Genomic DNA, 26,690 nt, shown 5'->3' with positions numbered 1-26,690 from the left:
TCCGTGCCTCGAACGAGTTCCCCGGTCAACCGCCGTCGGTGTACTTCGTCAGCCCGATCTGAGCGCCATCGTCATGGCCTCCACCGCGAGCAGCGGCGGCACATTGCGGTCGAGTGCCTCCGCGCAGGCGGTGATCGCTTCGATGCGGCGCAGGGTGGACTCCGGCGAGCCGGCGCGGGCGAGGCGCTCCAGGACGTCCATGGAGTCGGCGTTGGCGATCGCCACGCGGGAGCCGAGCTGAAGGGCCAGGACATCACGGTAGAAGGTGGTGAGATCGGTCAGGGCGACGTCGAGACTGTCGCGTTGTGTGCGCGTTTTGCGGCGTTTCTGGTTCTCCTCCAGATCCTTCATCACACCCGCCGTGCCGCGCGGCAGGCGACCGCCCTGGGCCGCTCCCAGGGCGGCCTTCATCTCCTCGGTCTCCTTGGTGTCCATCCCCTCGGCGAGTTCCTTGGCATCCGCCGCCGCCGCGTCCACCAACTCCTGCGCGGCCTTGAGTGCGCTGCCGATGTCGTCGACCCTCAGCGGCAGCTTCAGCACGGCCGCCCGGCGCTCTCGGGCAGCCGGGTCCGTGGCCAGGCGGCGGGCCCGGTCGACGTGGCCCTGGGTGGCCCGCGCCGCCGCGGCGGCGACGTCCGGCTCGACGCCCTCGCGGCGCACGAGCATGTCGGCGACGGCCTCGACCGACGGCGTGCGCAGGTTCAGGTGGCGGCAGCGGGAGCGGATCGTGGGCAGGACGTCCTCGACGGACGGGGCGCACAGCATCCAGACCGTCCGCGGGGCGGGCTCCTCGACGGCCTTGAGGACGGCGTTGGCGGACTTCTCGTTCAGCCGCTCGGCGTCCTCGACGAGGATGATCTGCCAACGGCCGTTCGCCGGCGAGGTGAACGACTTGCGGACGGTGTCGCGCATGTCCTTCACCAGGATCTCGGCGCCCACGGCGGTCACCGTGCTGACGTCCGCGTGGGTGCCGACGAGTGCCGTGTGGCATCCGTCGCAGAATCCGCAGCCGGGGACGCCGCCGAGGGCGCGGTCGGGGCTCACGCACTGCAACGCGGCGGCGAAGGCCCGCGCCGTCTGCGTCACCCCCGCACCGGGCGGGCCGGTGAACAGCCACGCGTGCGTCATGCTCGACGCCTCGGGGAGGGGGCCGTCGGTGGCGGCGGCGGTGACGAAGGCGTCGGCGTCCCGGGCGGCGGCGGCGAGCTGTTCGCTCACCTTCTCCTGTCCGACGAGGTCGTCCCACACGGTCATGGGTCACGCCGTCCTTCCGTCACTCTCCGCCGCGCGCTCTGCGCCACGCCCTCCATTGTGGGGGCCGCCTCTGACAACCGGTGCCGACCGGCCTGCGGACGCCGGTCAGCGCCGGCCCCGGCCCCTCCGACGGTCCTCCCCGTCGCCGTCGCGGCCGTCGTCGCGGTCGTCGTCGCGCGGGCCGAGCAGTTCGTCCGCCAGCGTCGGCAGGTCGTCCAGCGGTGTCTCCTCGGCCCAGTCGGAGCGACGCCTGCGGGGCGGCGCCTGGTCGGGGTCGATCCGGGGCAGCTCGCGCGTGGTCTCCCGCGTGGTCTCCCGGGGCTCCCCGGACCGGTCGGCACCGGCCGGGTCCTCCTCCCGGAAGTAGCCCGGCGGGACCCGGTCGGCGGGGTCGTCCCCGCGCACGGGGGGCAGCACCGCCGTCTCGTCGGCGGCTCCCGGCGTCACGGGCGGCAGAACCGCCGTCTCGTCCGCGGCACGTGGGTCCACCGCCGGCAGCACCGCCGTCTCGTCCGCCGCGCCGGGCGGCACCGGCGGCTTGGGCAGCTCGGCCGTCACCTCGGACTCGGACACGCCGGACGTCCTGCCGTCGTCGCCGTGCCCGTCCCGGGCCCGGCCGTCGGCGTCGCCGCGGTCGTCGTCCCGGTCGTCACCCCGTGTGTCCCGCACCGGCCGCAGTACCGCCGTGTCCTCCCCCGTCCCGCCGGGGGCGTTGGCCGGCGTCACGACCGGCGTCTGAACGGTCATCGCGTCCGAGGGGTCCGGCGTGGCCGGAGTGGCCGGTGCGGCCGGAGTGGCCGGTGCGGCCGGAGTGCGCCGGGGGGCGTCCGCCGCGGGCGGGGCCGCCGGTCCGGGGCCCGCTGCGGCCGCGGCCGCCGCCTGCTCCGCCGCCCGGCGTGCCTCCTCGGCGCGCATCAGGGCCTCCTCGGCCTTGCGTTGCTTCTCCAGGCGCCGGGCCTCGGCCTCGGCGCGCAGCCGGGCCTCCTCCTCGGCCCGCTTGCGCAGCCGCTCCTGCTCGGCCCGCCGACGTGCCTCCTCCTCGGCGCGGGCCTTCTCCTCCGCGAGGAGCCGGGCCCGCTCCTCCTCCGCCTTCCGGCGTGCCTCCTCGGCCCGCCGCCGGGCCTCCTCGGCCTGCCGCTCGGCCTCGCGCCGCTGCGCCTCCTCCAGCTCGCGCCGCTTGCGCTCCTCCTCCTCGGCGCGCAGCCGCTCCAGCTGCTCGAGGCGCTCACGCTCCAGGCGCTCCTCCTCGGCCTTGCGCGCGGCCTCCTCCTCGGCCTTGCGCCGGGCCTCCTCCTCGGCCTTGCGGCGCGCCTCCTCCCGGGCCTCGATCTCGGCCTCGGACAGCGGCAGCACCCGGTCGAGCCGGTGGCGTACGACGGTGGTGACGGCCTCGGGCTCCTGGCCCGCGTCCACGACGAGGTAGCGGCCGGGGTCGGCGGCGGCCAGCGTGAGGAAACCGGCCCGCACGCGCGCGTGGAACTCGGCGGGCTCCGACTCCAGGCGGTCCGGTGCCTCGGTGAACCGCTCGCGCGCGGTCTCCGGCGGAACGTCCAGCAGGACCGTCAGATGCGGGACGAGACCGCCGGTCGCCCAGCGGTTGATCCGGGCGATCTCGGTCGGCGACAGGTCGCGGCCGGCGCCCTGGTAGGCCACCGAGGAGTCGATGTACCGGTCGGAGATGACCACGGCGCCGCGCTCCAGCGCGGGCCGGACCACGGTGTCGACGTGCTCCGCCCGGTCGGCGGCGTACAGCAGCGCCTCCGCGCGGTGCGACAGACCGGCGCTCGACACGTCCAGCAGGATCGACCGCAGGCGCTTGCCCACGGGCGTCGCACCCGGCTCGCGCGTCAGCACGACCTCGTGCCCCTTGCCCCGGATCCACTCGGCGAGAGCCTCCGCCTGGGTGGACTTACCGGCACCGTCGCCGCCCTCCAGGGCGATGAAGAAACCGTTCGCCGCGGGGGTCGGCACCGGGTCGTCACCGCCGAGCAGCGCGTCCCGCAGGTCGTGCCGCAGCGGCACCCCGGAACGGTCGTCGACCTTGGCCAGCACCAGCGCGGCCACCGGCAGCAGCAGCGCGCCGACCAGCATCAGCACGAACGCGGCGCCACCGTGCGCGAAGACGAACTTCCCGTTCTCCAGCCGGTGCGGCCCGATCCCCGCCGCCACGACGGGCGCGATCACCGCGCCGAGCGCCACATAGACCCGGACGACGGCGTGCAGGTGCTCGGTCGTCCGCGTCCGGCGGTGCTCCTCGGTCTCCTGGTCGAGCAGCGCGTGCCCGGTGTTGGCGGCCACGCCCGCGCCGACGCCGGCCAGGACGAGGAGCAGCAGCACCGTGGTGACGTCCGGGACGAGGCCGGCGGCCAGCAGGGCGATGCCGACGAAGGCGATCGCCAGGGCCAGCAGCCGCCGCCGCGACAGGGAGGGCAGCAGGGCGGGGGCCGTGCGGATGCCGACGACCACCCCGCCGGTCAGCGCACCCACCATCAGCCCGTACAGCACCGGGCCGCCGCCCAGGTCCCCGGCGTGCAGCACCGCCACGGCGACCGCGGCGGACACGGCCTCGGCGACGGCCGCGCAGGCGAACACCAGCAGCGGCAGGACACCGGTGCGGCCCTTGTCGACGCCGGCGGCCGTCCGCGGGCGGCGCATGCCCTCCAGCGGCGACCGCGCGCGCGGGGTGCGGGTCGCGGGCAGTTCGAGGAAGGTCACCAGGGACAGCGAGGCGGCGAACAGTCCGGCCGCGACGTACGAGCCGAGGGCCGCCTGGTGCTGGGCGAACCAGTCGACGCCGGCGCCCAGCAGGTTGTTCAGCAGGCCGGCGACGACGAGCACGGCGCCGGCGAGGGGGATCGCCACGAAGCCGGTGCGCAGCGACAGGCGGCGCAGGGCGTCCATGTGGTCCGGCAGGGGCCGTACCGTCGCGCCCTCCGAAGGCGGCGGGGGCAGCAGCGCGGGGGCCGCGCTCTCGCGGCACACGGTCCAGAAGCGCTCGGCGACACCGGTGAGGAAGACGGTCACCAGGAGGACGGTGAGGGCGTTGTCCGGCGTCCAGTCGATCCACAGCGGCGCCACGATCAGCAGCGCCGCCCGCAGGCCGTCCGCGCCCACCATGGTCCAGCGGCGGTCGAGGGGACCGCCCTGCGCGGTGAGCGACGTGAGCGGGCCGAGCAGGACCGCGCCGAAGAGCAGCGTCGCCAGGATGCGAACACCGAAAACGATCGCCACTGCGAACGCCACGCCCCGGGAGCCCCCGCCGAACGAGTCCGCGCCCAGGGCGGCCTGCACGGCGAGGAGGACCAGCACCAGCAGGGCGAGGGTGTCGCCGACACCCCCCACGAGCTGTGCGCTCCACAACCGCCTCAGCTGCGGTCGCCGCAGCAGGGCGCGGACGGCACGCTCGCGGGAGTCCGCGACCAGGGCGTCGTCCGGGGCGGGGTGAGGGGCCGTTGGCTGGTCGGCTCGCGTCATGCGTTCAGCCTATCGGGCGTCACCGGCAGACCGCGGTACCCGGCCGAACGTACGCACGCCCCGACACCGAATCGATGCCGGGGCGTTCGCTCAGCGAACGGCAGCGCGTGCCGCGCGAGGGTCTGAGGCCGGCTCAGTCCTCCGTCACCGGGGAAGCGGTCGCCTTCCTGGCGGCCGTCTTCGTCGCGGTCTTGGCCGTCGTCTTCTTCGCCGTCGTCTTGGCGGCCGTGCTCTTGGCGGTCGTCTTGGCCGCGGTCTTCTTCGCCGCCGTCTTCTTGGCCGGGGCCTTCTTGGCGGTGGTCTTCTTGGCCGCGGTCTTCTTCGCCGTCTTCTTGGCGGGCCCCTTGGCGCGCTTCTCGGCGAGCAGTTCGTAGCCGCGCTCCGGCGTGATGTCCTCGACGCTGTCGCCGGAGCGCAGGGTCGCGTTGGTCTCGCCGTCGGTGACGTACGGGCCGAAGCGGCCGTCCTTGACCACGACCGGCCTCTCGCTGACCGGGTCGGTGCCCAGCTCCTTCAGCGGCGGCTTGGCCGCCGCCCGGCCACGCTGCTTGGGCTGGGCGTAGATCGCCAGCGCCTCCTCGAGCGTGATCGTGAAGAGCTGGTCCTCGGACGTGAGGGACCGCGAGTCCGTGCCCTTCTTCAGGTACGGGCCGTAGCGGCCGTTCTGCGCGGTGATCTCGACGCCCTCGGCGTCGGTGCCGACGACGCGCGGCAGCGACATCAGCTTCAGCGCGTCGTCCAGGGTCACCGTGTCCAGGGACATCGAGGTGAAGAGCGAGGCCGTCCGCGGCTTCACGGCGTTCTTGCCGGTCTTCGGGGTGCCCTCGGGCAGTACCTCGGTGACGTAGGGGCCGTAGCGGCCCTTCTTCGCGACGATCGTGTGGCCGGTGGCCGGGTCGGTGCCCAGCTCGCGGTCGCCGCTGGGCTCGGCCAGCAGCTTCTCCGCCAGCTCGACGCTCAGCTCGTCCGGTGCCAGGTCGTCCGGGACGTCGGCGCGCTGGTGCTCCTCGGCGTCCTTCTCGCCCCGCTCGACGTACGGGCCGTAGCGTCCGACGCGCAGCACGATGCCGTTGCCGACGGGGAAGGACGACACCTCGCGCGCGTCGATCGCGCCGAGGTCGGTCACCAGTTCCTTGAGGCCTCCGAGGTGGTCCCCGTCGCCGTTGCCGGCGTCGGCCGCGCCGCCCTCGCCCGCGCCCTCGCCGAAGTAGAACCGCTTCAGCCACGGCACGGCCTGGGCCTCGCCGCGGGCGATGCGGTCGAGGTCGTCCTCCATCTTGGCGGTGAAGTCGTAGTCGACGAGCCGGCCGAAGTGCTTCTCCAGGAGGTTGACCACGGCGAAGGACAGGAAGGACGGGACGAGGGCCGTGCCCTTCTTGAACACGTAGCCCCGGTCGAGGATCGTGCCGATGATCGACGCGTACGTCGAGGGGCGGCCGATCTCCCGCTCTTCGAGTTCCTTGACCAGCGAGGCCTCGGTGTAGCGGGCCGGGGGCTTGGTGGCGTGGCCGTCGACCGTGATCTCGTCGGCGGTCAGCGCGTCGCCCTCGGCGACCTGCGGCAGGCGGCGCTCGCGGTCGTCCAGCTCGGCGTTCGGGTCGTCGGCGCCCTCGACGTAGGCCTTGAGGAAGCCGTGGAAGGTGATCGTCTTGCCGGAGGCGCTGAACTCGACGTCCCGGCCGTCGGAGGCCGTGCCGCCGATCTTGACGGTGACGCTGTTGCCGGTCGCGTCCTTCATCTGGGAGGCGACGGTCCGCTTCCAGATCAGCTCGTAGAGCTTGAACTGGTCGCCGGTCAGTCCCGTCTCCGCGGGCGTGCGGAAGCGGTCGCCGGAGGGGCGGATCGCCTCGTGCGCCTCCTGCGCGTTCTTGACCTTGCCGGCGTACGTCCGCGGCTGCGCCGGCAGGTAGTCGGCGCCGTACAGCTGCGTGACCTGGGCGCGGGCGGCGGTGATCGCCGTGTCGCTCAGGGTCGTCGAGTCCGTACGCATGTAGGTGATGTAGCCGTTCTCGTACAGCTTCTGGGCGATCTGCATGGTCGCCTTGGCGCCGAAGCCGAGCTTGCGGCTCGCCTCCTGCTGGAGCGTCGTCGTACGGAACGGGGCGTACGGCGAGCGGCGGTACGGCTTGGACTCGACGGAGCGGACGGCGAAGCGGGTGTCCTCCAGCGCGGCGGCGAGCGCGCGGGCGTTCGCCTCGTCGAGGTGGAGGGTGTTCGCGCTCTTGAGCTGCCCCAGGGAGTCGAAGTCGCGACCCTGCGCGACGCGCCGGCCGTCGACGGTCTGCAGGCGGGCGACCAGCGACGACGGGTCGGAGGCGTCACCGGCGCGACCGGTCGCGAAGGTGCCGGTCAGGTCCCAGTACTCGGCGGAGCGGAAGGCCATGCGCTCGCGTTCCCGCTCGACGACGAGCCGGGTCGCCACGGACTGGACGCGGCCGGCCGACAGGCGCGGCATGACCTTCTTCCACAGGACCGGCGAGACCTCGTAGCCGTAGAGGCGGTCGAGGATGCGGCGGGTCTCCTGGGCGTCGACGAGCTTCTGGTTGAGCTGGCGCGGGTTGGCGACGGCGGCCCGGATCGCGTCCTTGGTGATCTCGTGGAACACCATGCGCTTGACCGGGATCTTCGGCTTGAGGACTTCCTGCAGGTGCCAGGCGATGGCCTCGCCCTCGCGGTCCTCATCGGTGGCGAGGAAGAGCTCGTCGGAGTCCTTCAGCAGGTCCTTGAGCTTCTTGACCTGGGCCTTCTTGTCAGCGTTGACCACATAGATCGGCTGGAAGTCGTGTTCGACGTCCACACCGAGGCGGCGGACCTCACCGGTGTACTTCTCGGGCACCTCGGCGGCGCCGCTGGGGAGGTCGCGAATGTGCCCGACGCTCGCCTCGACGACGTAGCCAGGACCGAGATAGCCCTTGATCGTCTTCGCCTTGGCAGGCGACTCGACGATGACGAGTCGGCGGCCGCCGTTCGCGGTCTCGCTGGTCGGGGACAACTTCGCTCTTCTCTCCGGTCGACGCTGGGGCCTGACCCAGGCGGTGCTCCCGGGGTCGGGTCGTGCTGCATTTCGGTCGTGACGCTGCGGAGTGTGACGGTACCTCCCGCCCCCTTGTCAAACGGGAAAAGCCCGCAACGGCCACTCGAACGGTAACCCGACGAACCCCGTTCCTGCCGCCCGGAGTGTCCAGCGGCCCGGATGCGCGTATCCGGAGCGCGATCCCCCGGTTACCTGGGCGGGGGCGTGGGCGCCGTCCGGATCCGGCCTGTCACACGCGCGTCAGGCACCATGTACCGGCGGCCAGCGCGACCACGGCGACGACGCCCGCGACGGTCGCCGATGCGACGGGCCTCACACCCAGCGCGACGGGCCGGCCGTGCCGCACCCGTGTCACGGTCCACACCAGCAGGCCGCCCCCGAACAGGGCGAACACCATTCCCGCGAAGATCGCCGGCCCGCTCTCCATGGTCCCCGTGCCCCTTTTCCCCGTCCGCGAGTGCTCAGCCTCCGGGAGGCTGACACGCGTGGGCGGCGGGCAGGCGAACCCGAGGTGAACGGGGAGCCGACGGGCCCCGCCCGTGGCTCGTTCCGCCGGGTCCGCCCTCGGTGCCGGGGCGCACCGGGACGGTCGGCCGCGTCCTCGCGCCGCTGGGAGAAATCCCTACGCCGGTTCCAGGAAGCCCTGCTCCACCAGCAACCGGATCTGCGCGGGCGTGCGGTCCCGCAGCGCCACCGGGTCCTCGCCCACCAGCTGCGCGATGGCGTCCAGGATGCGGCCGGCGCTCATCGTGCCGTCGCAGACGCCCGCGAAGCCGGCGCCGACGGTGTCGACCCGGGTGGCCCGGCGCATGCCGCGGTTCTGGCGCAGCACGACGTGCTCCGGGTCCTCGGCGCCGGGCAGGCCGACCTGCTCCTGGACGACCTCGGCGGCCAGGGTGAAGCGAGCCTCGAGCAGGGCCGCGTCGTCGTGCTCGCGCAGGTAGTCGAGGCGGGCGAAGTGCGCCCGCACCGTCTCGCCGAGCGGCTGCTCGATCGGATGCGGCCACTCCTCCGCCGTGATCGACGGCTCCGCGGCCGCCGTCCTGCGCAGCGTGATCCAGCCGAAGCCGACGGCCCGGACCTTGCGCGCCTCGAACTCGTCCAGCCACGCGTCGTAGCGTGCCTGGTACTCGGTCTCGTCGCCGCGGTGGTCGCCCGCGTCCCTGAGCCACAGCTCGGCGTACTGCGTGACGTCCTGCACCTCGCGCTGCACGATCCACGCGTCGCAGCCGCGCGGCACCCAGGAGCGCAGCCGGTCCGTCCAGTCCTCCCCCTCCACGTGCTGCCAGTTGGCGAGGAAGTGCGCGAACCCGCCCTCGTTCAGGCGCTCCCCCGTCCGCTGAACGAGCGTGCGGCACAGATCGTCCCCGCCCATCCCGCCGTCGCGGTAGGTGAGGCGGGCGCCCGGGGAGATCACGAACGGCGGGTTGGAGACGATCAGGTCGTACGTCTCGTCCTCGCGGACCGGCTCGTAGAGCGAGCCCTCGCGCAGATCGGCGGCCGGGGCCCCGGACAGGGCGAGCGTGAGCGCGGTGATGTGCAGCGCGCGCGGGTTGACGTCCGTCGCCGTCACGCGCGTGGCGTGCCGGGAGGCGTGCAGCGCCTGGATGCCGGAACCGGTGCCGAGGTCGAGGGCGGCGGAGACGGGGGTGCGGACGGTGAGGCCGGCGAGGGTCATGGAGGCGCCGCCGACGCCGAGGACGACGCCCTCCGCACGGCTGCCGGTACCGCCCTCCCGTCGCCCGCCACCCCCCTTGGCGGGAGCGCTGACGCGCACACCCCCTGATCCCCCGACCGCGCAACCGAGGTCGGACACGATGAACCAGTCCTCGCCGCCGGGCCCGCCGTACGGCCGTACGTCCACGGTGGCCGCCAGCTCGCCGTCGACGGACACGAGCCATCCGCTCTCCAGGCACGCGTCGACGGGCAGGACGTCCGCCGCGCGCGCGTGGGGCACCGGTTGCTGGAGGAGGAACAGCCGGGCGAGCAGTTCCAGCGGCGTGTCGCCGCGGGTGGCCCGGAGCGCGGGCACGATCTCGCCGCGCGACAGCGCCGCGTAGGCGGGGGCACCGAGCAGCTCCAGCAGCCCGTCGGCGGTGAAGGAGGCCCCGAGCAGGGCGTCCCGCAGCCGCGCGGTGACGTCGGGGCGGTCGGCGGAGGGCAGGGGGGAGAGGCTGGCGTTACTCACCTCCCCATTGTGGCCCGCCCTCCGCCTCGCGCCCGCCGGGCGGAGGGCGGAAACGGAGGGCGAAGGGCTGCCGGACCCGGCCGCCGTCCCGGTCGCGCCGTGGTGTCAGCTCTTGGCCGACGGCGACGCGGTGGCCGACTTGCAGCTGGGCTGCTTGGCCATCGCCGTGCCGACGTCGCCCTCCTCGAGCGTCTTCAGCGCGTCGCTGCCGGACTTGCTGAGCTTGTTCAGCTCGGTGGCGACGTCCTTGAGGCCGTCGGCGAACTTCGCCTGGTTCTTGGTGTCGAGGCCCGCCACCTGCGTCTTCAGGGAGGCGTAGGAGGACGAGAGGCCGTTGAGTTCCTTGACCGCGTCCTGCTGCTTCTTCTCGCCGTCGTCGACGTTCGGCGCCCCGGCCTTCTGGACCGCGCCGCCCATCGCCCGGTAGGCGTCGGACATGTCCTGGAAGGCCTTCGCATCGGTCTTCTGGACCTGCTCCGGCGTGCTGTTGTCCGAGGTCTCCCGCTGGATCGCGGCGTTGGCGGCCTCGATCTTCTTCGCCTGCGGCTGCACCGCGTCGCAGACCTGCTTGGCCCAGGAGTCCAGCTTGTCGTTGCCGTCGTCGCTGCTGCCGCATCCCGTCAGCGCCAGTACCAGTACCGCACCGCCGGACAGTGCGGCCGCGAGCTTCTTGTTCACCGGATTGGTCCCTTCCATGGCTCTCGGCCCCGGAACATACACGCCGGACGGAGGGCACTCGCAGGACGAGCATCCATTAAGACCGTATTGCAGCCATTTGCACCAAGAGAGAGAAGGGTCACGGTGAGGGCGCGCGAACGGCCGCACGGGCGGACCACGCGTCAGTACGCGCTGTCCGCCCGTGCCTTGTCCGGGACTTCCCGCCGGTGCCGGAGACGACGTCTACGAAACCACCGCCGCGTCGGGCGACTTGGGTTCCTGACCGGCGTTGTCCTCGTCACCCACCGCGATCCCGCGCCGCTTGGACACGTACACCGACGCGGCGATGACGACGAACGCGACGACCGCGATCAGCACCCGCACGCCGACGCTCCTGTCGTCGCCGTAGGAGAACTTGATGACCGCCGGTGCGATGAGCAGCGCGACCAGGTTCATGACCTTCAGCAGCGGGTTGATGGCGGGTCCCGCGGTGTCCTTGAAGGGGTCGCCGACCGTGTCGCCGATGACGGTGGCGGCATGGGCCTCGCTGCCCTTGCCGCCGTGATGTCCGTCCTCGACGAGTTTCTTGGCGTTGTCCCAGGCGCCGCCGGAGTTGGCGAGGAACACCGCCATCAGCGTGCCCGCGCCGATCGCGCCCGCCAGGAACGCGCCGAGCGCGCCCACGCCGAGCGTGAACCCGATGAAGATGGGCGCCATCACGGCGAGCAGCCCGGGCGTGGCGAGTTCCCGCAGGGCGTCCCTCGTGCAGATGTCGACGACCTTGCCGTACTCGGGTTTCTCGCTGTAGTCCATGATCCCGGGCTTCTCCCGGAACTGCCGTCGCACCTCGAAGACCACCGAACCCGCCGACCGCGACACCGCGTTGATCGCCAGCCCCGAGAAGAGGAAGACGACCGCCGCGCCCGCGATCAGCCCGACGAGGTTGTTGGGCTGCGAGATGTCCATCATCAGGGTCATCGGAGCGCCCTCGCCGCTGAGTTTCTCGCCCACGTCCCGCGCTCCGGTGGTGATCGCGTCGCGGTACGAGCCGAACAGCGCCGATGCCGCGAGGACGGCCGTGGCGATGGCGATGCCCTTGGTGATGGCCTTGGTGGTGTTGCCGACGGCGTCCAGGTTGGTGAGCACCTGGGCGCCGGCGCCCTCGACGTCGCCGGACATCTCGGCGATGCCCTGGGCGTTGTCGGAGACCGGCCCGAAGGTGTCCATGGCGACGATCACGCCGACGGTGGTGAGCAGTCCGGTGCCGGCCAGCGCCACCGCGAACAGCGCCAGCATGATCGACGTACCGCCGAGCAGGAAGGCCCCGTAGACGCCGAGGCCGATCAACAGGGCGGTGTAGACGGCGGATTCCAGGCCGACGGAGATACCGGCGAGGACGACGGTGGCGGGGCCGGTGAGCGAGGTCTTCCCGATGTCCCTGACGGGCCGCCGGGTGGTCTCCGTGAAGTAGCCGGTGAGCTGCTGGATCAGGGCGGCCAGCACGATGCCGATCGCCACGGCGACGAGCGCGAGGATCCGCGGGTCGCCGCTCTTCCCGGTGATCGCCGCGTCGGTGACGCCGTCGAGGTCGGCGTACGTGCCGGGGAGGTAGACGAAGACCGCCACCGCCACCAGCACCAGCGAGATCGCCGCGGAGACGAAGAAGCCCCGGTTGATCGCGCTCATTCCGCTGCGGTCGGCTCGGCGGGGCGCCACCGCGAAGATGCCGATCATGGCGGTGATGACGCCGATCGCCGGCACGAGCAGCGGGAACGCCAGTCCCGCGTCGCCGAAGGCCACCTTGCCGAGGATCAGCGCGGCCACCAGCGTCACGGCGTACGACTCGAAGAGGTCGGCCGCCATGCCCGCGCAGTCGCCGACGTTGTCGCCCACGTTGTCGGCGATGGTCGCGGCATTGCGCGGATCGTCCTCCGGAATGCCCTGCTCGACCTTGCCGACCAGGTCGGCGCCGACGTCGGCGGCCTTGGTGAAGATGCCGCCGCCGACCCGCATGAACATCGCGATCAATGCGGCGCCGAGGCCGAAGCCCTCCAACACCTTCGGCGCGTCGGCCGCGTAGACCAGCACCACGCAGGAGGCGCCCAGGAGGCCGAGCCCCACCGTGAACATGCCGACGACGCCGCCCGTGCGAAAGGCGATCTTCATCGCTTTGTGCGAGACGAGGGTGAGATCCTTTTCCGGTTCGCCCGGGGCCGGTGTCGCTTCCCGCGCCGCCGCGGCGACGCGCACATTGCTGCGTACGGCGAGCCACATGCCGATATAACCGGTGGCCGCCGAGAAGACCGCGCCGATCAGGAAGAACACCGACCGCCCGGCACGCTGATTCCAGTCGTCCGCGGGCAGCAGCATGAGCAGGAAGAACACGACGACCGCGAATACGCCGAGCGTGCGCAACTGCCGGGCCAGATAGGCGTTCGCGCCTTCCTGGACGGCCGCCGCGATCTTTTTCATGCTGTCGGTTCCCTCGTCCGCCGAGAGCACCTGACGCACCAGGACTCCCGCGAGCACCAGCGCGGCCAGTGCGACGACCGCGATGACCGCGACCAGGGCGCGGTTCCCGTCGGTCAGTACGGCGGCGGCGACGGTCGAGGCGTCGCCCGACCGATGAAGGATGGAAAGCTCCGCCATTCGTCCTCCTTGACGCTTGGGCTGAGCTCAAGATGTGGACGGGACTGCAGGTACCGGAACCCGATCGAAACAGTGCACGACAAATGGAATCCACCTGTCAACCGGAAGGACCACGGACGTAGTAATGCCCTTCCGGCATTAATCCGCGACCCTCTTTCTTGATCCCCTTACCTGATCCTTTTCCGCATCCTTTTCCGCGGGATCGATCGTGAATGAATTCACTTATCGTCCGCACGGCACCACTGTAAGCGCGGCCCTCGTCTTCCGCACATGACGAAGGGCCCTACGAGGTAGGGCCCTTCGGATGATGCGGGGGGTGTCAGACCGATGGCAGCACCGCGGACGCGGTCGGCCACGTCATGCGGATCCGTCCGCCGTCCTCTCCGGCCGTGACCTCCACGTCGTCGACGAGACCGCTGATGACCGCGAGGCCCATCTCGTCCTCCTCGGTCTCCGCGTCGTCGGCGACGGTGCCCGGCGTTCCGGCCCCGGGGGCCGCGTGCGGCGCCCGGTCGCCGACCTCGATGGAGAACTGCTTCTCCTCCTCGATCAGCGACACGTTGACCGGCGCCGTGATGCCGCCGTGCTGATGCAGACCCACGGCCCGGGTGCAGGCCTCACCGACGGCGAGCCTGACCTCGTCGAGGACGGCCTCGTCCACTCCGGCCCTGCGTGCCACCGCCGCCGCCACCAGACGAGCGGTGCGGACATGCTCGGGCAGCGCACTGAAACGGAGTTCGACGGTGGCCATGCATCCCCCTCGGAACTACGGGCGTGCTGTCGAGGGGCCGGGCCGCCGAACAGCCCGGCCCCTCCTTGGTTCGGTCGTCCCGGGCCCACGGCCCGGGACCGGTCGTCAGTCGGTGGCCGCCACCGCTTCCTCGACCGAGGTGTGAATGGGGAACACCTTGGTGAGGCCGGTGATACGGAAGATCTTGAGAATGCGCTCCTGGTTGCAGACCAGGCGCAGCGAGCCCTCGTGGGCGCGCACCCGCTTCAGTCCGCCGACCAGCACGCCGAGCCCGGTGGAGTCGAGGAAGTCCACGCCCTCCATATCGACGACGAGGTGGAAACTCCCGTCGTTCACCAGCTCGACCAGCTGCTCGCGCAGCTTGGGCGCGGTGTATACGTCAATTTCGCCACCGACCTCGACGACCGTACGATCGCCGACGGTACGGGTCGACAGGGACAGGTCCACGGATCCTCCAGCACCTTGCTATCGAGCGGTCGTCCCTCGGGACACCTCGGCTTGAAGCCCCCAGGACGGTTCGCCAGCCGCGATGGCATTCAATCACTTACCGGCAGGCGTGCACGACGCCTTGGTCCCATTGTCCGTCACGCCAGTGACACACTCGATGCCGATGGCCGAGAATCACCGATCCGATCGACCCCCGGCGGGGCCCGGCTCCCGGCCGGATCCGGGCACGGTCCTGGGCCGGCTCGCCGCGGGACCGAACCGGGCTGCGCGCATCACTCATACGGAGCACTTGCCCCCGCGTGCGGGCCGTCATGCCCGCTGGCCGGACCGGATTCGCCCGGAGGTCGTCGCGGCGGTACGGGCCGCGGGCATCGAACACCCCTGGGCCCACCAGGCACGGGTGGCGGAACACGCCCTGGACGGCGACTCGGTGGTCGTCGCCACCGGCACCGCCTCCGGCAAGTCCCTGGCCTATCTGGTGCCGGTCCTGTCGACGCTCCTGGACGGCTCCGAGGCCCCGAACGGGCGTGGTGCCACCGCCCTCTACCTGGCCCCCACCAAGGCGCTGGCCGCCGATCAGTGCCGGTCCGTGAAGGAACTCGCACAGCCGCTGGGCACATCTGTGCGAACCGCCGTGTACGACGGCGACACGCCGTTCGAGGAACGCGAGTGGATCCGTCAGTACGCCACCTACGTCCTCACCAATCCGGACATGCTGCACCGCGGGATCCTGCCGTCCCACCCCCGCTGGTCCTCCTTCCTGAAGTCGCTGAAGTACGTGGTCGTCGACGAGTGCCACACCTACCGCGGCGTCTTCGGCTCCCACGTCGCGCAGGTGTTGCGCAGACTGCGCCGCCTGTGTGCCCGCTACGGCGCGTCGCCCGTGTTCCTGCTGGCCTCCGCCACCGCCGCCGAGCCCTCGGTGGCGGCCCGGCGGCTCACCGGCCTGCCGGTGGTCGAGGTCGCCGACGACGCCTCACCACGTGGTGAACTGGTGTTCGCCCTCTGGGAGCCGCCGCTGACCGAACTGGAGGGCGAGAAGGGCGCGCCGGTCCGCCGCACCGCCACCGCCGAGGCCGCCGACCTGCTCACCGACCTCACCGTGCAGGGCATGCGCTCGATCACCTTCGTACGCTCCCGGCGCGGCGCCGAACTGATCTCGGTGATCGCCCAGGAGCGCCTGGCCGAGGTCGACCGGTCACTGACCCGGCGCGTGGCCGCCTACCGCGGTGGCTACCTCCCCGAGGAACGCCGGGCCCTGGAACGCGCCCTGCACTCGGGCGAACTCCTCGGCCTCGCGGCGACGAACGCCCTCGAACTCGGCGTCGACATCTCCGGCCTGGACGCCGTGGTCATCGCCGGCTACCCGGGCACCCGGGCGTCGCTGTGGCAGCAGGCCGGGCGGGCGGGCCGGGCCGGGCAGGGAGCCCTGGCGGTCCTCGTCGCCCGGGACGACCCGCTGGACACCTTTCTCGTCCACCATCCGGAGGCCCTGTTCGACCAACCGGTGGAATCCACCGTGCTCGACCCCGACAACCCGTACGTCCTCGCCCCCCACCTGTGCGCCGCCGCGGCCGAGCTGCCCCTGACGGAGGACGATCTCAAGCTCTTCGGACCCGCGTGCGAGGAGCTGCTCCCCCAGCTGGAGGCGGCGAAGCTGCTGCGCCGGCGGACCCGGGCCTGGCACTGGACACGCCGTGAGCGGGCCGCCGACCTGACCGACATCCGCGGTGAAGGCGGACGCCCGGTCCAGATCGTCGAGGCCGGGACGGGCCGGCTGCTGGGCACGGTCGACGCCGGTGCCGCCCACACGACCGTCCACGAGGGTGCCGTCCACCTCCACCAGGGCCGCACCTATCTCGTGCGCTCCCTGGACCTGGAGGACTCCGTCGCCCTGGTCGAGCAGGCCACGCCGTCGTACTCGACGGTGGCCCGCGACACGACGTCGATCTCCGTCCTCGAGACCGACACCGAGGTCCCGTGGGGCGACGGCCGCCTGTGCCTCGGCTCCGTCGAGGTCACCAACCACGTGGTCTCCTTCCTTCGCCGGCGCCTGATCACCGGCGAAGTCCTGGGCGAGACGAAGCTCGACCTCCCTCCTCGGACCCTGCGCACACGGGCGGTGTGGTGGACGGTCACCGAGGACCAGCTGGACGAGGCCCGGATCAACCCGGAGATCCTCGGCGGCGCCCTGCACGCCGCCGAGCACGCGTCGATCGGCATGCTGCCCCTGTTCGCCACCTGCGACCGCTGGGACATCGGCGGTGTGTCGGTGCCGCTGCACCCGGACACGCTGCTGCCGACGGTCTTCGTGTACGACGGCCATCCCGGCGGCGCGGGCTTCGCCGAGCGCGCCTTCCGCACGGCCCGGGCCTGGCTCACGGCCACCCGGGAGGCCATCGCCTCCTGCGAGTGCGACGCCGGCTGCCCCTCGTGCATCCAGTCCCCCAAATGCGGCAACGGCAACGAGCCACTGCACAAACGGGGGGCCGTACGACTGCTCACGACGCTGCTGCGGGGAGCGGCGGGGACGGGGACGGGGACGGGGACGGGGACACAATAGGCGCCGCGCCTCGTTGCGCCATCACGTCATCACCTCACGTCGTCTCATCTCCGGTACGGGCCCACGGGCCGACCCCGCGGGGCCGTCTCTGCCGGCTCCACCGCCGGGACCGGCCCAGCCAGCGGGTCCGGCCCGGCCGGGCCGGCTCGGGCCCGGATCTCCGCCCCGAAGGGCCCCCGGCCCGACACCGCCGTCACGTCCGAGACCTGGCCGGTGAGTGCGCACCGCACCAGCCGCGTGCCCTGGGCCCGCGCGATCCGGTCCGCGCGGGCACAGGCCGCCGTGCCGCCGAGCGACCAGTGGTCTGCCGCCGCGAGCGCCGCGAGGTCGGCTCCGCCGGCCGCGCGATGCCGGGCCACGACGGCCTGTCCCAGGGCCAGCACGACGCCGAACACCAGGCACAGGACGGCGACGGCACCGACGCTCCAGACGGTGGCGGATCCCCGGTCACAGTCCCCGGGCGAGTCCCGGCCGGTCGGCCGGCGGAACGAAAGGACGCTCCTCACGACCCCACCCCCACCTCTTCGCCCACCGGCGTGCCGGCCGTCCGGTCCGGCGCCGCGCCCGCTGCCGGCTCCGCCACCGGGCCCGCCCCCGGATCACCCGCGGGACCACTCGTGGGGCCCACGGCCGGGCTCACCGCCTGCTCGACCGAGGCCACAGCCTCCTCCCGTACCTCGAAGGGCAAACCGTGCAGCATCGGCGGTGCGGCCACGACCACCACGCGGACGCGGTCCGCCTCCCGGGCGACGGTGACCCGCGCGCCGTTCGGCGCCGCTTCCCGGGCGACCTGGACGACCTCGTCGGCCGGGTCCTGACGGGCCGCCGCGCGGGCTCCCGCACGGGCGGCGTCCACGCACTGGATCTGGGCGGCCACGGCCAGCAGACCCCACACCAGCGACATCGCGAACACCACCAGCACGGGCAGCACCACGGCGGTCTCCGCCGTCACGAACCCCCCGTCGGCCCTCCTACGGGCCTCCCGTCCCGCCGACCGCTCACATACGCGCATCGAGCGCCTTCTTCACGATGCCCTGGAGCTCCGCGCTGACCGCCCCGCTCGTCACCACCTTGTAGAGCACCACGGCGAACGCCACCGCCGCGACGATGCCCATCGCGTATTCGGAAGTGACCATTCCCGCGTCCCGCCGCAGCACAGCCTGCCGCCGCGCCGCACGTGCCCTGCACACCAGGGCACGCAGCCGTGCCCGTACCAATCGACTCATCACAACCCCCGTGAGGTTCGGTTCCGTCGTTCACTCGTCCGTCGGTCACTCGCTCGCCGGCTTCACGCCGTTCCGCTCCGCTCCGTCATCCACCACCTCCTCCGCCCAGCACCCCACCCGCGAGGCCGATCACCACCGGCAGTACGCCCACCGCGACGAACGCGGGCAGGAAGCACAGCCCCACCGGCGCGGTGACCATGACGGCCGCCCGGCGGGCCCGGACCGTCGTGGCGCGCGCCCGGTCGGCACGGGCCTGGGCGGCGAGGCGGGCGACCGGCCCCGCGGCGGGCAGACCGGACACCTCGGCGCGCTCCAGCAGCCGCGCCAGGGGCCCGGCGTCCGGCAGCGCGGCCAGTCCGCGCCAGGCCCCGCCCGGTTCGCCGCCGAGCCGGACTTCCGCGGCACCGCGCGACAGCGCGTTCCCCACGGGCCCACCGAGGGCGTCGCCCACGGCCTGGGCCGCGATCACCGGCCCGGCGCCCGCCGCGACACACGCCGCCAGCAGGTCTGCGGCCAAGGGCAGTTGTCGCGCGGCCTCCACGGCGGCGGTCTCCTGTGCGGCCGTCCCGACGGCCGACCGCCTTGCCAGCCGGCGCCACAGCACCGCCGCCGCGGTCAGTCCCGCCACGGTGCCGACGACGCCACCCACCAGGGCCCATCCGGCGCCCGCCGCCCCCACCAGGGGCAGCCATCTGCGCGCGGCGTCCAGCGCCTCGCCGGGCCGTGGGCCGACACGGGCCGGTTCCAGGGCCAGCAGCGCCGCGAGCCGCTTGCGCACCGCCCGCTCCCGCCGCACGGCTCCGGCCCGGCCCACCAGCCACCCGACGACCAGCGCCGCCCCCAGTCCCGCCTCCAGCCTGTGAGCGACATCCCCGTTCACGCCGCCGCCTCCGCGCCCCGCACGATCCGGGTCACCCACCACACACCGAGGCCCTCCAGCACCGCGCCGGCCACCAGACAGCCCAGTCCTCCTCCGGTGTGCAGCAGCACGTGCAGCGGGTCGGAGCCGAGGGCGACGCCGAGCAGGAGGCCCAGCGCCGGCAGGCCGGCGAGCATCACCGCCGTGGCACGGGCTCCCGACAACTGGGCGCGCAGGTCGGCCCGCTGGTCCCGTTCGGCGCGCAGTGCGCCCTCCAGCCGCTCGAGTCCCGCCGCGAGCCCGGCTCCCTGGTCGACGGCCACCCGCCAGCAGGCCGCGAGGCCCCGCAGCCCTTCGGCGCCCGGTCGGCGTGCCGCCGCGGCGAGCGCGGCCGGGACGTCCCCGCCGAACCTGGCCGCCGCCACCACCCCCGCCCGCCCGTCGCCGAGCCCTCCGGAGTCGTGGGCGGCGCACAGCAGTGCCTCGCCCGGCTGCCGTCCCGCCCGGACCTCCCCGGCGAGCGCTCCGCACAGCGCGATCACCGCGTCCTGTCGCCGCTCCCGGTCCCGCCGTTCCCGGCCGGCCAGCCGTACCCGTCGCAGCACCGGAACTCCGGCCGCCCCCGCGACGACCGGGACCACCGAGGCGCCCAGTACCGCCAGTACCAGCCCGGCCGCCAAGGACCACCACTCGCCCCGCAACCGACCGCGAACCTGCCTCAGCACGTCCGCCGCCCGGCGCACCGTGGGCGCCCTGGTCCCGGCGGCCCCGCCGTCCGCGAGCAGCACTCGCGCGCGCCGTGCCCCCGAGTGCCACCCGGCCGTCAGCCACGTCCCCGCTCCCAGACACGCCAGGGCGGCGGCCGTCGTCAGTTCACCCGTTCCCATCAGCTGTCCGCCTCCCTTCCACGGGCCGCGCCCCGAGTCCTTCACCGCGCAGCAGCTGCCGCAGTCGCTCCCACCCGCGCCCGGCGACGAACGACTCCGCGCCCCACCGCAGCGCCGGAACCGTCCGCACCAGGCCCGACGGGTCCCGTTCCAGTACGTGCACCTCGGTGATCCGTCGCCGCCCCGCCCGGTCCCGTTCCAGATGCAGGACGACCGACAAGGCCGCCGCCAGCTGGCTGTGCAGGGCCGCCCGGCCCAGCCCGGCGGCGGTGCCGAGCGCCTCCAGCCGGGCGGGTACATCGGCGGCGGCGTTGGCGTGCACGGTCCCGCACCCGGCGTGGCCGGTGTTCAACGCGGCGAGCAGGTGGACCACTTCGGGTCCTCGCACCTCACCGACGACCAGCCGGTCCGGCCGCATCCGCAGGGCCTGCCGCACCAGGTCCTCCAGAGTGACCAGGCCCGCGCCCTCCTGGTTGGCGGGTCTGGTCTCCAGGCGGACGGCGTGCGGATGGTCCGGCCGCAACTCCGCCGAGTCCTCGGCGAGCACGATCCGTTCGCCGGGCCCGACCAGCCCGAGCAGTGCGCTCAGCAGCGTCGTCTTGCCGCTGCCGGTGCCGCCGCTGACGAGGAAGGACAGCCGGGCCCGCAGGAGCGACCGCAGCACCCTGTCCCCTCCGGGCGGTACGGTGCCGGCCGCCACCAGCTCGTCGAGCGTGAACGCGCGCGGTCGTACCACCCGCAGCGACAGGCACGTGCAGCCGACCGCGACCGGGGGCAGCACGGCGTGCAGCCGAGTGCCGTCGGGCAGCCGGGCGTCCACCCACGGCCGGGCGTCGTCGAGCCGGCGCCCGGCGACGGCGGCGAGGCGCTGCGCGAGCCGCCGCACCGCTCCGGCGTCCGTGAAGGCGACCGGCGTGAGCTCCAGGCCGCCGCCCCGGTCCACCCAGACCCTGTCCGGGGCGGACACCAGTACGTCGGTCACCGACGGGTCGGCGAGCAGCGGCTCCAACGGTCCGCTGCCGACGAGCTCCGACCGCAACTGCTCCGCGGCACCGAGGACCTCGGCGTCCCCCAGCACCCTCCCCTGCTCCCGCAGGGCCTGGGCCACGCGCGCGGGAGTCGGCTCCGCCCCACTCTCGGCGAGCCACCGCCGCACACCGTCGAGCAGCCCGGAGACGGACCCCGCGGCCGTCCCGGCACCGCCCCCTGGAGCTACCGCGGGAGCCCGGCCCGGCACGACCTCCGTCGCCCGGCCCGGTGCGGCCACGGAGACCCGCCCCGGAGCCGTCGCGGGAGCCTGGCCCGGCGTCCCTGGGGAAACCTGGCCCGGGAAAGCCCTCGGAGCCCCTGGGACCTCTCCCTGGGCAGACGCGGCGGTCACCCGCGCGGCCTTCCCGGCAGACGGTTCGGAAGGAACACCCGCGGCCGTCCCGGTCACCGCCCTCGCACACGACCCGACGGCCCGTCCCGCCGACTCCCCGGGAACCGCCCCCGTGGCCGCCCAAGCGGGCCGCGTGGAAGCCCTGGACGCCCTCCGACGGCCCGCTTCCGTGCGCCGTCCGTACACCGCCACAGGAACCACCCCGGTGGGCTGTCCGTACGCCGCCCCGGGGCCCGCCCCGGCGAACTGTCCGGGCTCCGCCCCCACGGGCTGCCCCACCGGGCCCGTCGCCCCCGAAGACCGCCCGAGCGAACCGCGAGCCGTCCCCGTGGCCGGCCACTCCGTGCCGTCCATCGCACCGGCCCGCACACCTCCACCCGACGCGGTGCCGGGATCCACCCGCGTCCTCATGCCGCACCGCCCGTCTCCGCCGTCAGCGCCCGCTCCCAGAACTCCCGGCAGAAGCGCGCCAGGGGCCCTCGTCCGGCGGCGCCCGGTGGCCGCTTGCCCTCGGTCGCCCGCAACAGCCCGGACTCGACGGGCACCTCACCGACCAGGGGCAGCCCGAGCAACCGGGCCACCTCGCGGTCGTCGAGCCCCGGCGCGTACGGGCCCCGTACCGCGACCCGCAGGTCGCGCAGGACCATGCCGACCGCGGAGGCGATCCGCCCGGCCGCCGCGACGGCGCGCAGTTCGGCCGGGACGACGAGCAGTCCGACGTCGACCTGGGCGAGGACCTCCGCGACCCCGTCGTCGATCCGGCGCGGCAGGTCGACGACGACCGTGCCGCCCCTGCGCCGCGCCGCGGCGAGCACCGCCCGTACGGCCTGGGCCGGCACGGCGACGCAGTCCCCCCGGTCCCAGCTGAGCACGCGCAACGAGTGCAGTTCGGGCAGCGACTCCTCCAGTGCGCCCCCGCCGACCCGTCCGCGCGAGGCCGCGAACGCGGGCCACCTCAGCCCCTCGGCCGTCTCGCCGCCGAGCAGGACGTCGAGTCCGCCACCCAGGGGGTCGGCGTCCACCAGCAGGCTGCGCAGTCCCTGGCGGGCGGAGGTGACGGCGAGCGCGCAGGCCAGCGTGGACGCTCCGGCACCGCCCCGGCCTCCGATGACCCCCACGGTGAGGGCGGGCCGGCCGACGCCCTCGGCGACGTCGGCGATGCGGTCGACCAACCACTGCTCTCCGTCGGGCAGCATCAGGACATGGTCGGCGCCGATCTCGACGGCCCTCTGCCAGACGCCGGAGTCGTCCTGGTCGCGGCCCACCAGCACCACGCCTCGTCTGCGCGCGGCCCCGCGTACGCGCCGTGCGGCGTCGTCGCCCACCAGGACGAGCGGTGCCGCCTCCCAGCTGCCGGGCTGCCCGGACGCCGTGGGCTTCGCGGGCACCGAGTGGTGCACCTCGGGCGTGGCGCCCGCTGCCGCGCACAGGCGCAGCAGGTCGTCGAGGAGTTCGGTGTCCTCGGTGACGATCAGTGGGCCGCTCTGCCGCCCACCGGCGGCGGGCGGCGGATCGTATGTGACGGTCCCGGTCATGGCTGCGTCCCCCTTCGTTGTGTCCTGGTCGTTGTGTCCTGGTCGTTGTGTCCTGCGTCGTCACGTCGCCGCGTCCCGCTTCGTCGCTTCGCTGCTCGGCGTCGCTCGCGAGGCCCGCGGCCCCGTGACCCCGAGGCCGGGCGACCGCGCGACCGCGCGACCGCGAGCCGCGTGAAGAACCGGAAACCGGCCATATGCGTCCGGCGGACGACCCGCCCAGGAGCGGGCGCGGCCCGAACGCGTGGAATCACGGTGCAGCGATCCGCGAAATGATGTGGATCTTGGTCGATAACTGTGGACAACTCGGCGACTGCGGTTATCGCCGTCACCCGTCCCGGTGAGTCCGGAGCCGTCTGCCGCACCCAGCGCGTGACTTCCGCAGAGCAGTCCGACAACTACGCACCGTTATTAATCATGAGCATGACAATAAGACCGTCGCACGACACCCGGACACATCACTCGCGCCACCGACAGGAAGGAAAACCCACCCGGACATGCGACGACCCCCGCCGGGGGGGAGAGCGGGGGTCGTCTCCACGGCCGACTCGGGGGGGGAGGAGTCGGACCGGGTTAGCACGGTCGCGAACGATCCGTGACTTCCATGGTGTACCCGAGAGCCTTCTCAGGCAAACCCACACGCCCCACCTTACGCCGAATGGGCTGCGCCTATGCTCGGGGTCGTGGAAAACCACTCCTGGCCCCGCACCGCGGCCTTCTTCGATCTGGACAAGACGGTCATTGCGAAGTCGAGCACCCTCACCTTCAGCAAGTCGTTCTACCAAGGCGGGCTGATCAACCGCAGGGCCGTCCTGCGTACCGCCTATGCCCAGTTCGTCTTCCTCGCGGGTGGCGCCGACCACGACCAGATGGAGCGGATGCGCGAGTACCTGTCCGCACTCTGCCGCGGCTGGAACGTCCAATTGGTCAAGGAGCTCGTCGCCGAGACCCTGCACGACCTGATCGACCCGATCATCTACGACGAGGCCGCCTCCCTGATCGAGGAGCACCACACAGCCGGCCGTGACGTCGTCATCGTCTCCACGTCGGGCGCCGAGGTCGTCGAACCGATCGGTGAGCTGCTGGGGGCGGACCGGGTGGTGGCGACCCGCATGGTCGTGGGCGACGACGGCTGCTTCACCGGGGAGGTGGAGTACTACGCGTACGGCCCGACCAAGGCCGAGGCGATCCGCGAACTGGCGGCGTCCGAGGGGTACGACCTCGCCCGCTGCTACGCGTACAGCGACTCGGCGACCGATCTGCCGATGCTGGAATCCGTCGGCCATCCGCACGCCGTCAACCCGGACCGCGCCCTGCGGCGGGAGGCACTCGCGCGCGACTGGCCGGTTCTCGAGTTCCACCGGCCCGTACGGCTCAAGCAGCGGATCCCCGGCTTCGCCGTACCGCCGCGCCCGGCCCTCGTCGCCGCCGCCGCGATAGGTGCCGCGGCGGCCACCGCGGGCCTCGTCTGGTACGCGAGCCGACGCCGGACGGCAGCAGCCTGATCTTGCCCCTTTCACCCGTGTTTGACCGTGGAAGTAAAGAAGTGCGGCAGGGGCTTCCACTTACTCCCGGTCAGGAGTACAAAGGAATCAACGGCCCGCGAGACCAAGGACATCCGAAAGGATCGCCTGAGAACGCTTTTGGCCCCACGGACCGAGCATGAACACCGGGCACCCACGCGACGTCGACCCGTCGATTACGGGCCAGCCGCACCAGGTGACGGGCAAAGTCCCGACCTGATGGGCATATATCGAGGACGCTTGGTAACTCGGTGAACATGCCAGCGGCGGTACGAGAATTCGTACCGCCGCATTTTGTTGCGCCACAGGCGCCGGTTCACGCCGCTCCGCGCTGGAGCGCCTCGCAGACGGCCGTCGACTCGCGGGCGCCCAGCTCCACCGCTCGGCCGCAGTGCGCGATCCAGGCGGCCATGCCCTCGGGTGTGCCGGAGACGTAGCCGTCGAGTGCCGCCAGGTAGGCCGCGCGCCCCAGCTCGGCGTGTCCGACCTCGGCGGCGCAGACCGACTTCGGGTCCAGACCGCTGCCGACCAGGACGATCCGCTCGGCCGCACGCGCGACCAGGCCGTTGTGCGAGGCGAAGGGGCGCAGGGCCAGCAGCTCGCCGTGCACGACGGCGGCGGTGACCAGCGCCGGCGCGGAGCCCCCCGCGATGACCAGCTCGGCCAGGCCGTCCAGGCGGCCGTGCGCCTCGGCTGCGCCCGGCAGCGGCAGTTCGACGAGCGGTTCGTCCACCGGCTCGCCCTCCTGGCGCGGCCGTCCCACCTGATCGGCCTTGTCCGCGGCCGCCACCAGGTGCAGCCGGGCCAGCACCCGCAGCGGGGACTGACGCCAGATGGACAGCAGCTGGCCCGCCTCGGCGGTCAGCCGCAGGGCCGCACCCACCGTGCGCGCCTCGTCGTCGCCGCTGAAGTCGGTCCGGCGGCGCACCTCCTCCAGCGCCCAGTCCGCGCCGGACAGCGCCGCCGAACCCCGGGCGCCGCGCAGCGCCGCCTCGGACGTGATCTCGTTGCTGCGTCGCCGCATGATCCGGTGACCGTAGACCCGGTCCACGGCCTTGCGTACGGACTCCACGGTCTCGGCCACACCGGGCAGCGAGCCCAGGGCCGCGAGCGGATCGGCGGTCGCGCCTGTCGTACTCATGGGTACGACCCTACGCACCCCGACGCCGCACCCCACGAATGAGTGGTCTTCTTCACGCACCTCCGGCCTCCCGCGCCACTCACGGTCATAGCCCCACTACTCTTAGTGAACATGAAAATTGCTTTCGTCGGGAAGGGCGGCAGCGGCAAGACCACTCTGTCCTCCCTGTTCATCCGCCACCTCGCCACCACCGGCGCACCCGTCGTCGCGATCGACGCCGACATCAACCAGCACCTGGGGGCCGCACTGGGCCTCGACGAGACGGTCGCGGCCGGGCTGCCGGCGATGGGCGACCATCTTCCGCTGATCAAGAACCACCTGCGCGGGACCAATCCGCGCATCGCCTCCGCCGAGACGATGATCAAGACGACGCCGCCCGGCGAGGGCTCGCGGCTGCTGCGGGTGCGCGAGGACAACCCGGTCTACGAGGCCTGCGCCCGGCCGGTGGAACTCGACGGTGACACCGTCCGTCTGATGGTCACCGGGTCCTTCACCGAAGCCGACCTGGGAGTCGCCTGCTACCACTCCAAGACCGGAGCGGTGGAGCTGTGCCTGAACCACCTGGTCGACGGCCGTGACGAATACGTCGTGGTCGACATGACGGCGGGTTCGGACTCGTTCGCCTCCGGCATGTTCACCCGCTTCGACATCACGTTCCTCGTCGCCGAGCCGACCCGGAAGGGGGTCTCCGTCTATCGCCAGTACAAGGAGTACGCCCGCGACTTCGGCGTCATCCTGAAGGTCGTCGGCAACAAGGTGCAGGGGCAGGACGACCTCGACTTCCTGCGTGACGAGGTCGGGGAGGACCTGCTGACCACCGTCGGGCACTCGGACTGGGTGCGCGCCATGGAGAAGGGCCGCCCTCCGCGGTTCGAGTTCCTGGAGGACGCCAACCGCCGGGCGCTGCGGGCGTTGCACACGGCCGCGGACGCGACGTACGAACTGCGGGACTGGGGGCGTTACACGCGGCAGATGGTGCACTTCCATCTGAAGAACGCCCGGAGCTGGGGCGACGAACGGACCGGGGCCGACCTCGCCGCGCAGGTCGACCCCGGGTTCGTCCTCGGCGAGGAGGTCGTCGCCCCGGTGTGACGACCGCCGCACGGCACGGCGACGGTCGACGC

Annotated in this window: 19 protein-coding genes and 1 pseudogene; 3 read left to right on the top strand and 17 right to left on the bottom strand. The window is 73.0% G+C overall.

Annotated features, from left to right (window positions below; all coding sequences use genetic code 11):
* Window positions 1–48: 48 nt before the first annotated feature.
* The 9 genes from ACIRFH_RS17825 to bldG form a co-directional block, all read right to left on the bottom strand.
* On the bottom strand, window positions 49–1,254 hold the full coding sequence (locus ACIRFH_RS17825) for a DNA polymerase III subunit delta' (RefSeq protein ID WP_403521540.1): 1,206 nt from the start codon (window positions 1,252–1,254) through the stop codon (window positions 49–51).
* A gap of 105 nt (window positions 1,255–1,359) precedes the next feature.
* Window positions 1,360–4,728: a dTMP kinase gene (gene tmk / locus ACIRFH_RS17820; protein WP_403521538.1), complete on the bottom strand. Its 3,369-nt coding sequence runs from the start codon at window positions 4,726–4,728 to the stop codon at window positions 1,360–1,362.
* A gap of 133 nt (window positions 4,729–4,861) precedes the next feature.
* Entirely contained in the window at window positions 4,862–7,720 is a 2,859-nt protein-coding gene (gene topA, locus ACIRFH_RS17815; protein WP_403521536.1) for a type I DNA topoisomerase, read from the bottom strand.
* A 271-nt stretch (window positions 7,721–7,991) separates the two neighbouring features.
* On the bottom strand, window positions 7,992–8,189 hold the full coding sequence (locus tag ACIRFH_RS17810) for a hypothetical protein (protein WP_403521534.1): 198 nt from the start codon (window positions 8,187–8,189) through the stop codon (window positions 7,992–7,994).
* Window positions 8,190–8,384: 195 nt separating this feature from the next.
* On the bottom strand, window positions 8,385–9,950 hold the full coding sequence (locus tag ACIRFH_RS17805; RefSeq protein ID WP_403521532.1) for a methyltransferase: 1,566 nt from the start codon (window positions 9,948–9,950) through the stop codon (window positions 8,385–8,387).
* A gap of 105 nt (window positions 9,951–10,055) precedes the next feature.
* Entirely contained in the window at window positions 10,056–10,646 is a 591-nt protein-coding gene (locus tag ACIRFH_RS17800; RefSeq protein WP_403521530.1) for a small secreted protein, read from the bottom strand.
* Window positions 10,647–10,850: 204 nt separating this feature from the next.
* The gene (locus ACIRFH_RS17795; RefSeq protein WP_403521528.1) at window positions 10,851–13,256 is read right to left on the bottom strand and encodes a sodium-translocating pyrophosphatase; all 2,406 of its coding nucleotides are present in this window, start codon (window positions 13,254–13,256) and stop codon (window positions 10,851–10,853) included.
* Between the two features lie 319 nt (window positions 13,257–13,575).
* Window positions 13,576–14,007, bottom strand: coding sequence for an ATP-binding protein (locus ACIRFH_RS17790; protein WP_403521526.1), 432 nt, complete (start codon window positions 14,005–14,007; stop codon window positions 13,576–13,578).
* Window positions 14,008–14,112: 105 nt separating this feature from the next.
* Window positions 14,113–14,454, bottom strand: a complete 342-nt coding sequence (bldG, locus tag ACIRFH_RS17785) for an anti-sigma factor antagonist BldG (RefSeq protein ID WP_003975386.1) — start codon at window positions 14,452–14,454, stop codon at window positions 14,113–14,115.
* An 82-nt stretch (window positions 14,455–14,536) separates the two neighbouring features.
* Between bldG and ACIRFH_RS17780 the strand changes: the two genes are divergently transcribed.
* Complete coding sequence (locus ACIRFH_RS17780) at window positions 14,537–17,017, top strand: DEAD/DEAH box helicase (protein WP_403521524.1); 2,481 nt, start codon at window positions 14,537–14,539, stop codon at window positions 17,015–17,017.
* 44 nt (window positions 17,018–17,061) lie between these two features.
* Here ACIRFH_RS17780 and ACIRFH_RS17775 read toward each other — a convergent pair whose 3' ends face one another.
* From ACIRFH_RS17775 to ssd, 7 genes and pseudogenes are all read right to left on the bottom strand, one after another.
* Window positions 17,062–17,523: an Rv3654c family TadE-like protein gene (locus tag ACIRFH_RS17775; RefSeq protein ID WP_403521522.1), complete on the bottom strand. Its 462-nt coding sequence runs from the start codon at window positions 17,521–17,523 to the stop codon at window positions 17,062–17,064.
* 131 nt (window positions 17,524–17,654) lie between these two features.
* A pseudogene (locus ACIRFH_RS17770) lies at window positions 17,655–18,029 on the bottom strand (TadE family type IV pilus minor pilin); the annotation flags it as partial.
* Window positions 18,016–18,243 carry a DUF4244 domain-containing protein gene (locus tag ACIRFH_RS17765; RefSeq protein WP_403521520.1) on the bottom strand — a complete coding sequence of 76 codons (228 nt, stop codon included), beginning with the start codon at window positions 18,241–18,243 and terminating at the stop codon, window positions 18,016–18,018. The pseudogene ACIRFH_RS17770 and the gene ACIRFH_RS17765, both read right to left, overlap by 14 nt.
* An 85-nt stretch (window positions 18,244–18,328) precedes the next feature.
* Window positions 18,329–19,123 carry a type II secretion system F family protein gene (locus tag ACIRFH_RS17760; RefSeq protein ID WP_403521518.1) on the bottom strand — a complete coding sequence of 265 codons (795 nt, stop codon included), beginning with the start codon at window positions 19,121–19,123 and terminating at the stop codon, window positions 18,329–18,331.
* Entirely contained in the window at window positions 19,120–19,989 is an 870-nt protein-coding gene (locus ACIRFH_RS17755) for a type II secretion system F family protein (RefSeq protein ID WP_403521516.1), read from the bottom strand. Before ACIRFH_RS17755 ends, ACIRFH_RS17760 begins: the two co-directional genes overlap by 4 nt.
* Window positions 19,976–21,157 carry a TadA family conjugal transfer-associated ATPase gene (locus tag ACIRFH_RS17750; RefSeq protein WP_403521698.1) on the bottom strand — a complete coding sequence of 394 codons (1,182 nt, stop codon included), beginning with the start codon at window positions 21,155–21,157 and terminating at the stop codon, window positions 19,976–19,978. The genes ACIRFH_RS17755 and ACIRFH_RS17750 overlap by 14 nt, the downstream gene beginning before the upstream one ends.
* Before the next feature lie 620 nt (window positions 21,158–21,777).
* On the bottom strand, window positions 21,778–22,905 hold the full coding sequence (gene ssd, locus ACIRFH_RS17745) for a septum site-determining protein Ssd (RefSeq protein WP_403521514.1): 1,128 nt from the start codon (window positions 22,903–22,905) through the stop codon (window positions 21,778–21,780).
* Window positions 22,906–23,573: 668 nt separating this feature from the next.
* On the opposite strand from ssd, the gene ACIRFH_RS17740 reads away from it, so the two are divergent.
* Complete coding sequence (locus ACIRFH_RS17740) at window positions 23,574–24,407, top strand: HAD family hydrolase (RefSeq protein ID WP_403521512.1); 834 nt, start codon at window positions 23,574–23,576, stop codon at window positions 24,405–24,407.
* A gap of 334 nt (window positions 24,408–24,741) precedes the next feature.
* Here the strand turns inward: ACIRFH_RS17740 and ACIRFH_RS17735 are convergent, their stop codons facing one another.
* Window positions 24,742–25,566: an oxidoreductase gene (locus ACIRFH_RS17735; RefSeq protein ID WP_403521510.1), complete on the bottom strand. Its 825-nt coding sequence runs from the start codon at window positions 25,564–25,566 to the stop codon at window positions 24,742–24,744.
* A 111-nt stretch (window positions 25,567–25,677) separates the two neighbouring features.
* On the opposite strand from ACIRFH_RS17735, the gene ACIRFH_RS17730 reads away from it, so the two are divergent.
* Complete coding sequence (locus tag ACIRFH_RS17730; RefSeq protein ID WP_403521508.1) at window positions 25,678–26,658, top strand: ATP-binding protein; 981 nt, start codon at window positions 25,678–25,680, stop codon at window positions 26,656–26,658.
* Window positions 26,659–26,690 lie beyond the last annotated feature (32 nt).

The sequence above is a fragment of the Streptomyces sp. NPDC093586 genome (genome assembly GCF_044764905.1).
GTDB lineage: Bacteria > Actinomycetota > Actinomycetes > Streptomycetales > Streptomycetaceae > Streptomyces.
The sequence above is the reverse complement of the archived record's forward strand: the minus strand, read 5'-3'. Positions and strand labels throughout refer to the sequence as shown.

Coding starts and splice junctions, on each gene's coding strand:
- ACIRFH_RS17825 (WP_403521540.1), bottom strand. CDS start 1,254: ATGACCGTGTGGGACGACCTCGTCGGACAGGAGAAGGTGAGCGAACAG.
- tmk (WP_403521538.1), bottom strand. CDS start 4,728: ATGACGCGAGCCGACCAGCCAACGGCCCCTCACCCCGCCCCGGACGAC.
- ACIRFH_RS17810 (WP_403521534.1), bottom strand. CDS start 8,189: ATGGAGAGCGGGCCGGCGATCTTCGCGGGAATGGTGTTCGCCCTGTTC.
- ACIRFH_RS17800 (WP_403521530.1), bottom strand. CDS start 10,646: ATGGAAGGGACCAATCCGGTGAACAAGAAGCTCGCGGCCGCACTGTCC.
- ACIRFH_RS17795 (WP_403521528.1), bottom strand. CDS start 13,256: ATGGCGGAGCTTTCCATCCTTCATCGGTCGGGCGACGCCTCGACCGTC.
- ACIRFH_RS17790 (WP_403521526.1), bottom strand. CDS start 14,007: ATGGCCACCGTCGAACTCCGTTTCAGTGCGCTGCCCGAGCATGTCCGC.
- ACIRFH_RS17780 (WP_403521524.1), top strand. CDS start 14,537: ATGGCATTCAATCACTTACCGGCAGGCGTGCACGACGCCTTGGTCCCA.
- ACIRFH_RS17765 (WP_403521520.1), bottom strand. CDS start 18,243: ATGAGTCGATTGGTACGGGCACGGCTGCGTGCCCTGGTGTGCAGGGCA.
- ACIRFH_RS17755 (WP_403521516.1), bottom strand. CDS start 19,989: ATGGGAACGGGTGAACTGACGACGGCCGCCGCCCTGGCGTGTCTGGGA.
- ssd (WP_403521514.1), bottom strand. CDS start 22,905: ATGACCGGGACCGTCACATACGATCCGCCGCCCGCCGCCGGTGGGCGG.
- ACIRFH_RS17740 (WP_403521512.1), top strand. CDS start 23,574: ATGCTCGGGGTCGTGGAAAACCACTCCTGGCCCCGCACCGCGGCCTTC.
- ACIRFH_RS17735 (WP_403521510.1), bottom strand. CDS start 25,566: ATGAGTACGACAGGCGCGACCGCCGATCCGCTCGCGGCCCTGGGCTCG.
- ACIRFH_RS17730 (WP_403521508.1), top strand. CDS start 25,678: ATGAAAATTGCTTTCGTCGGGAAGGGCGGCAGCGGCAAGACCACTCTG.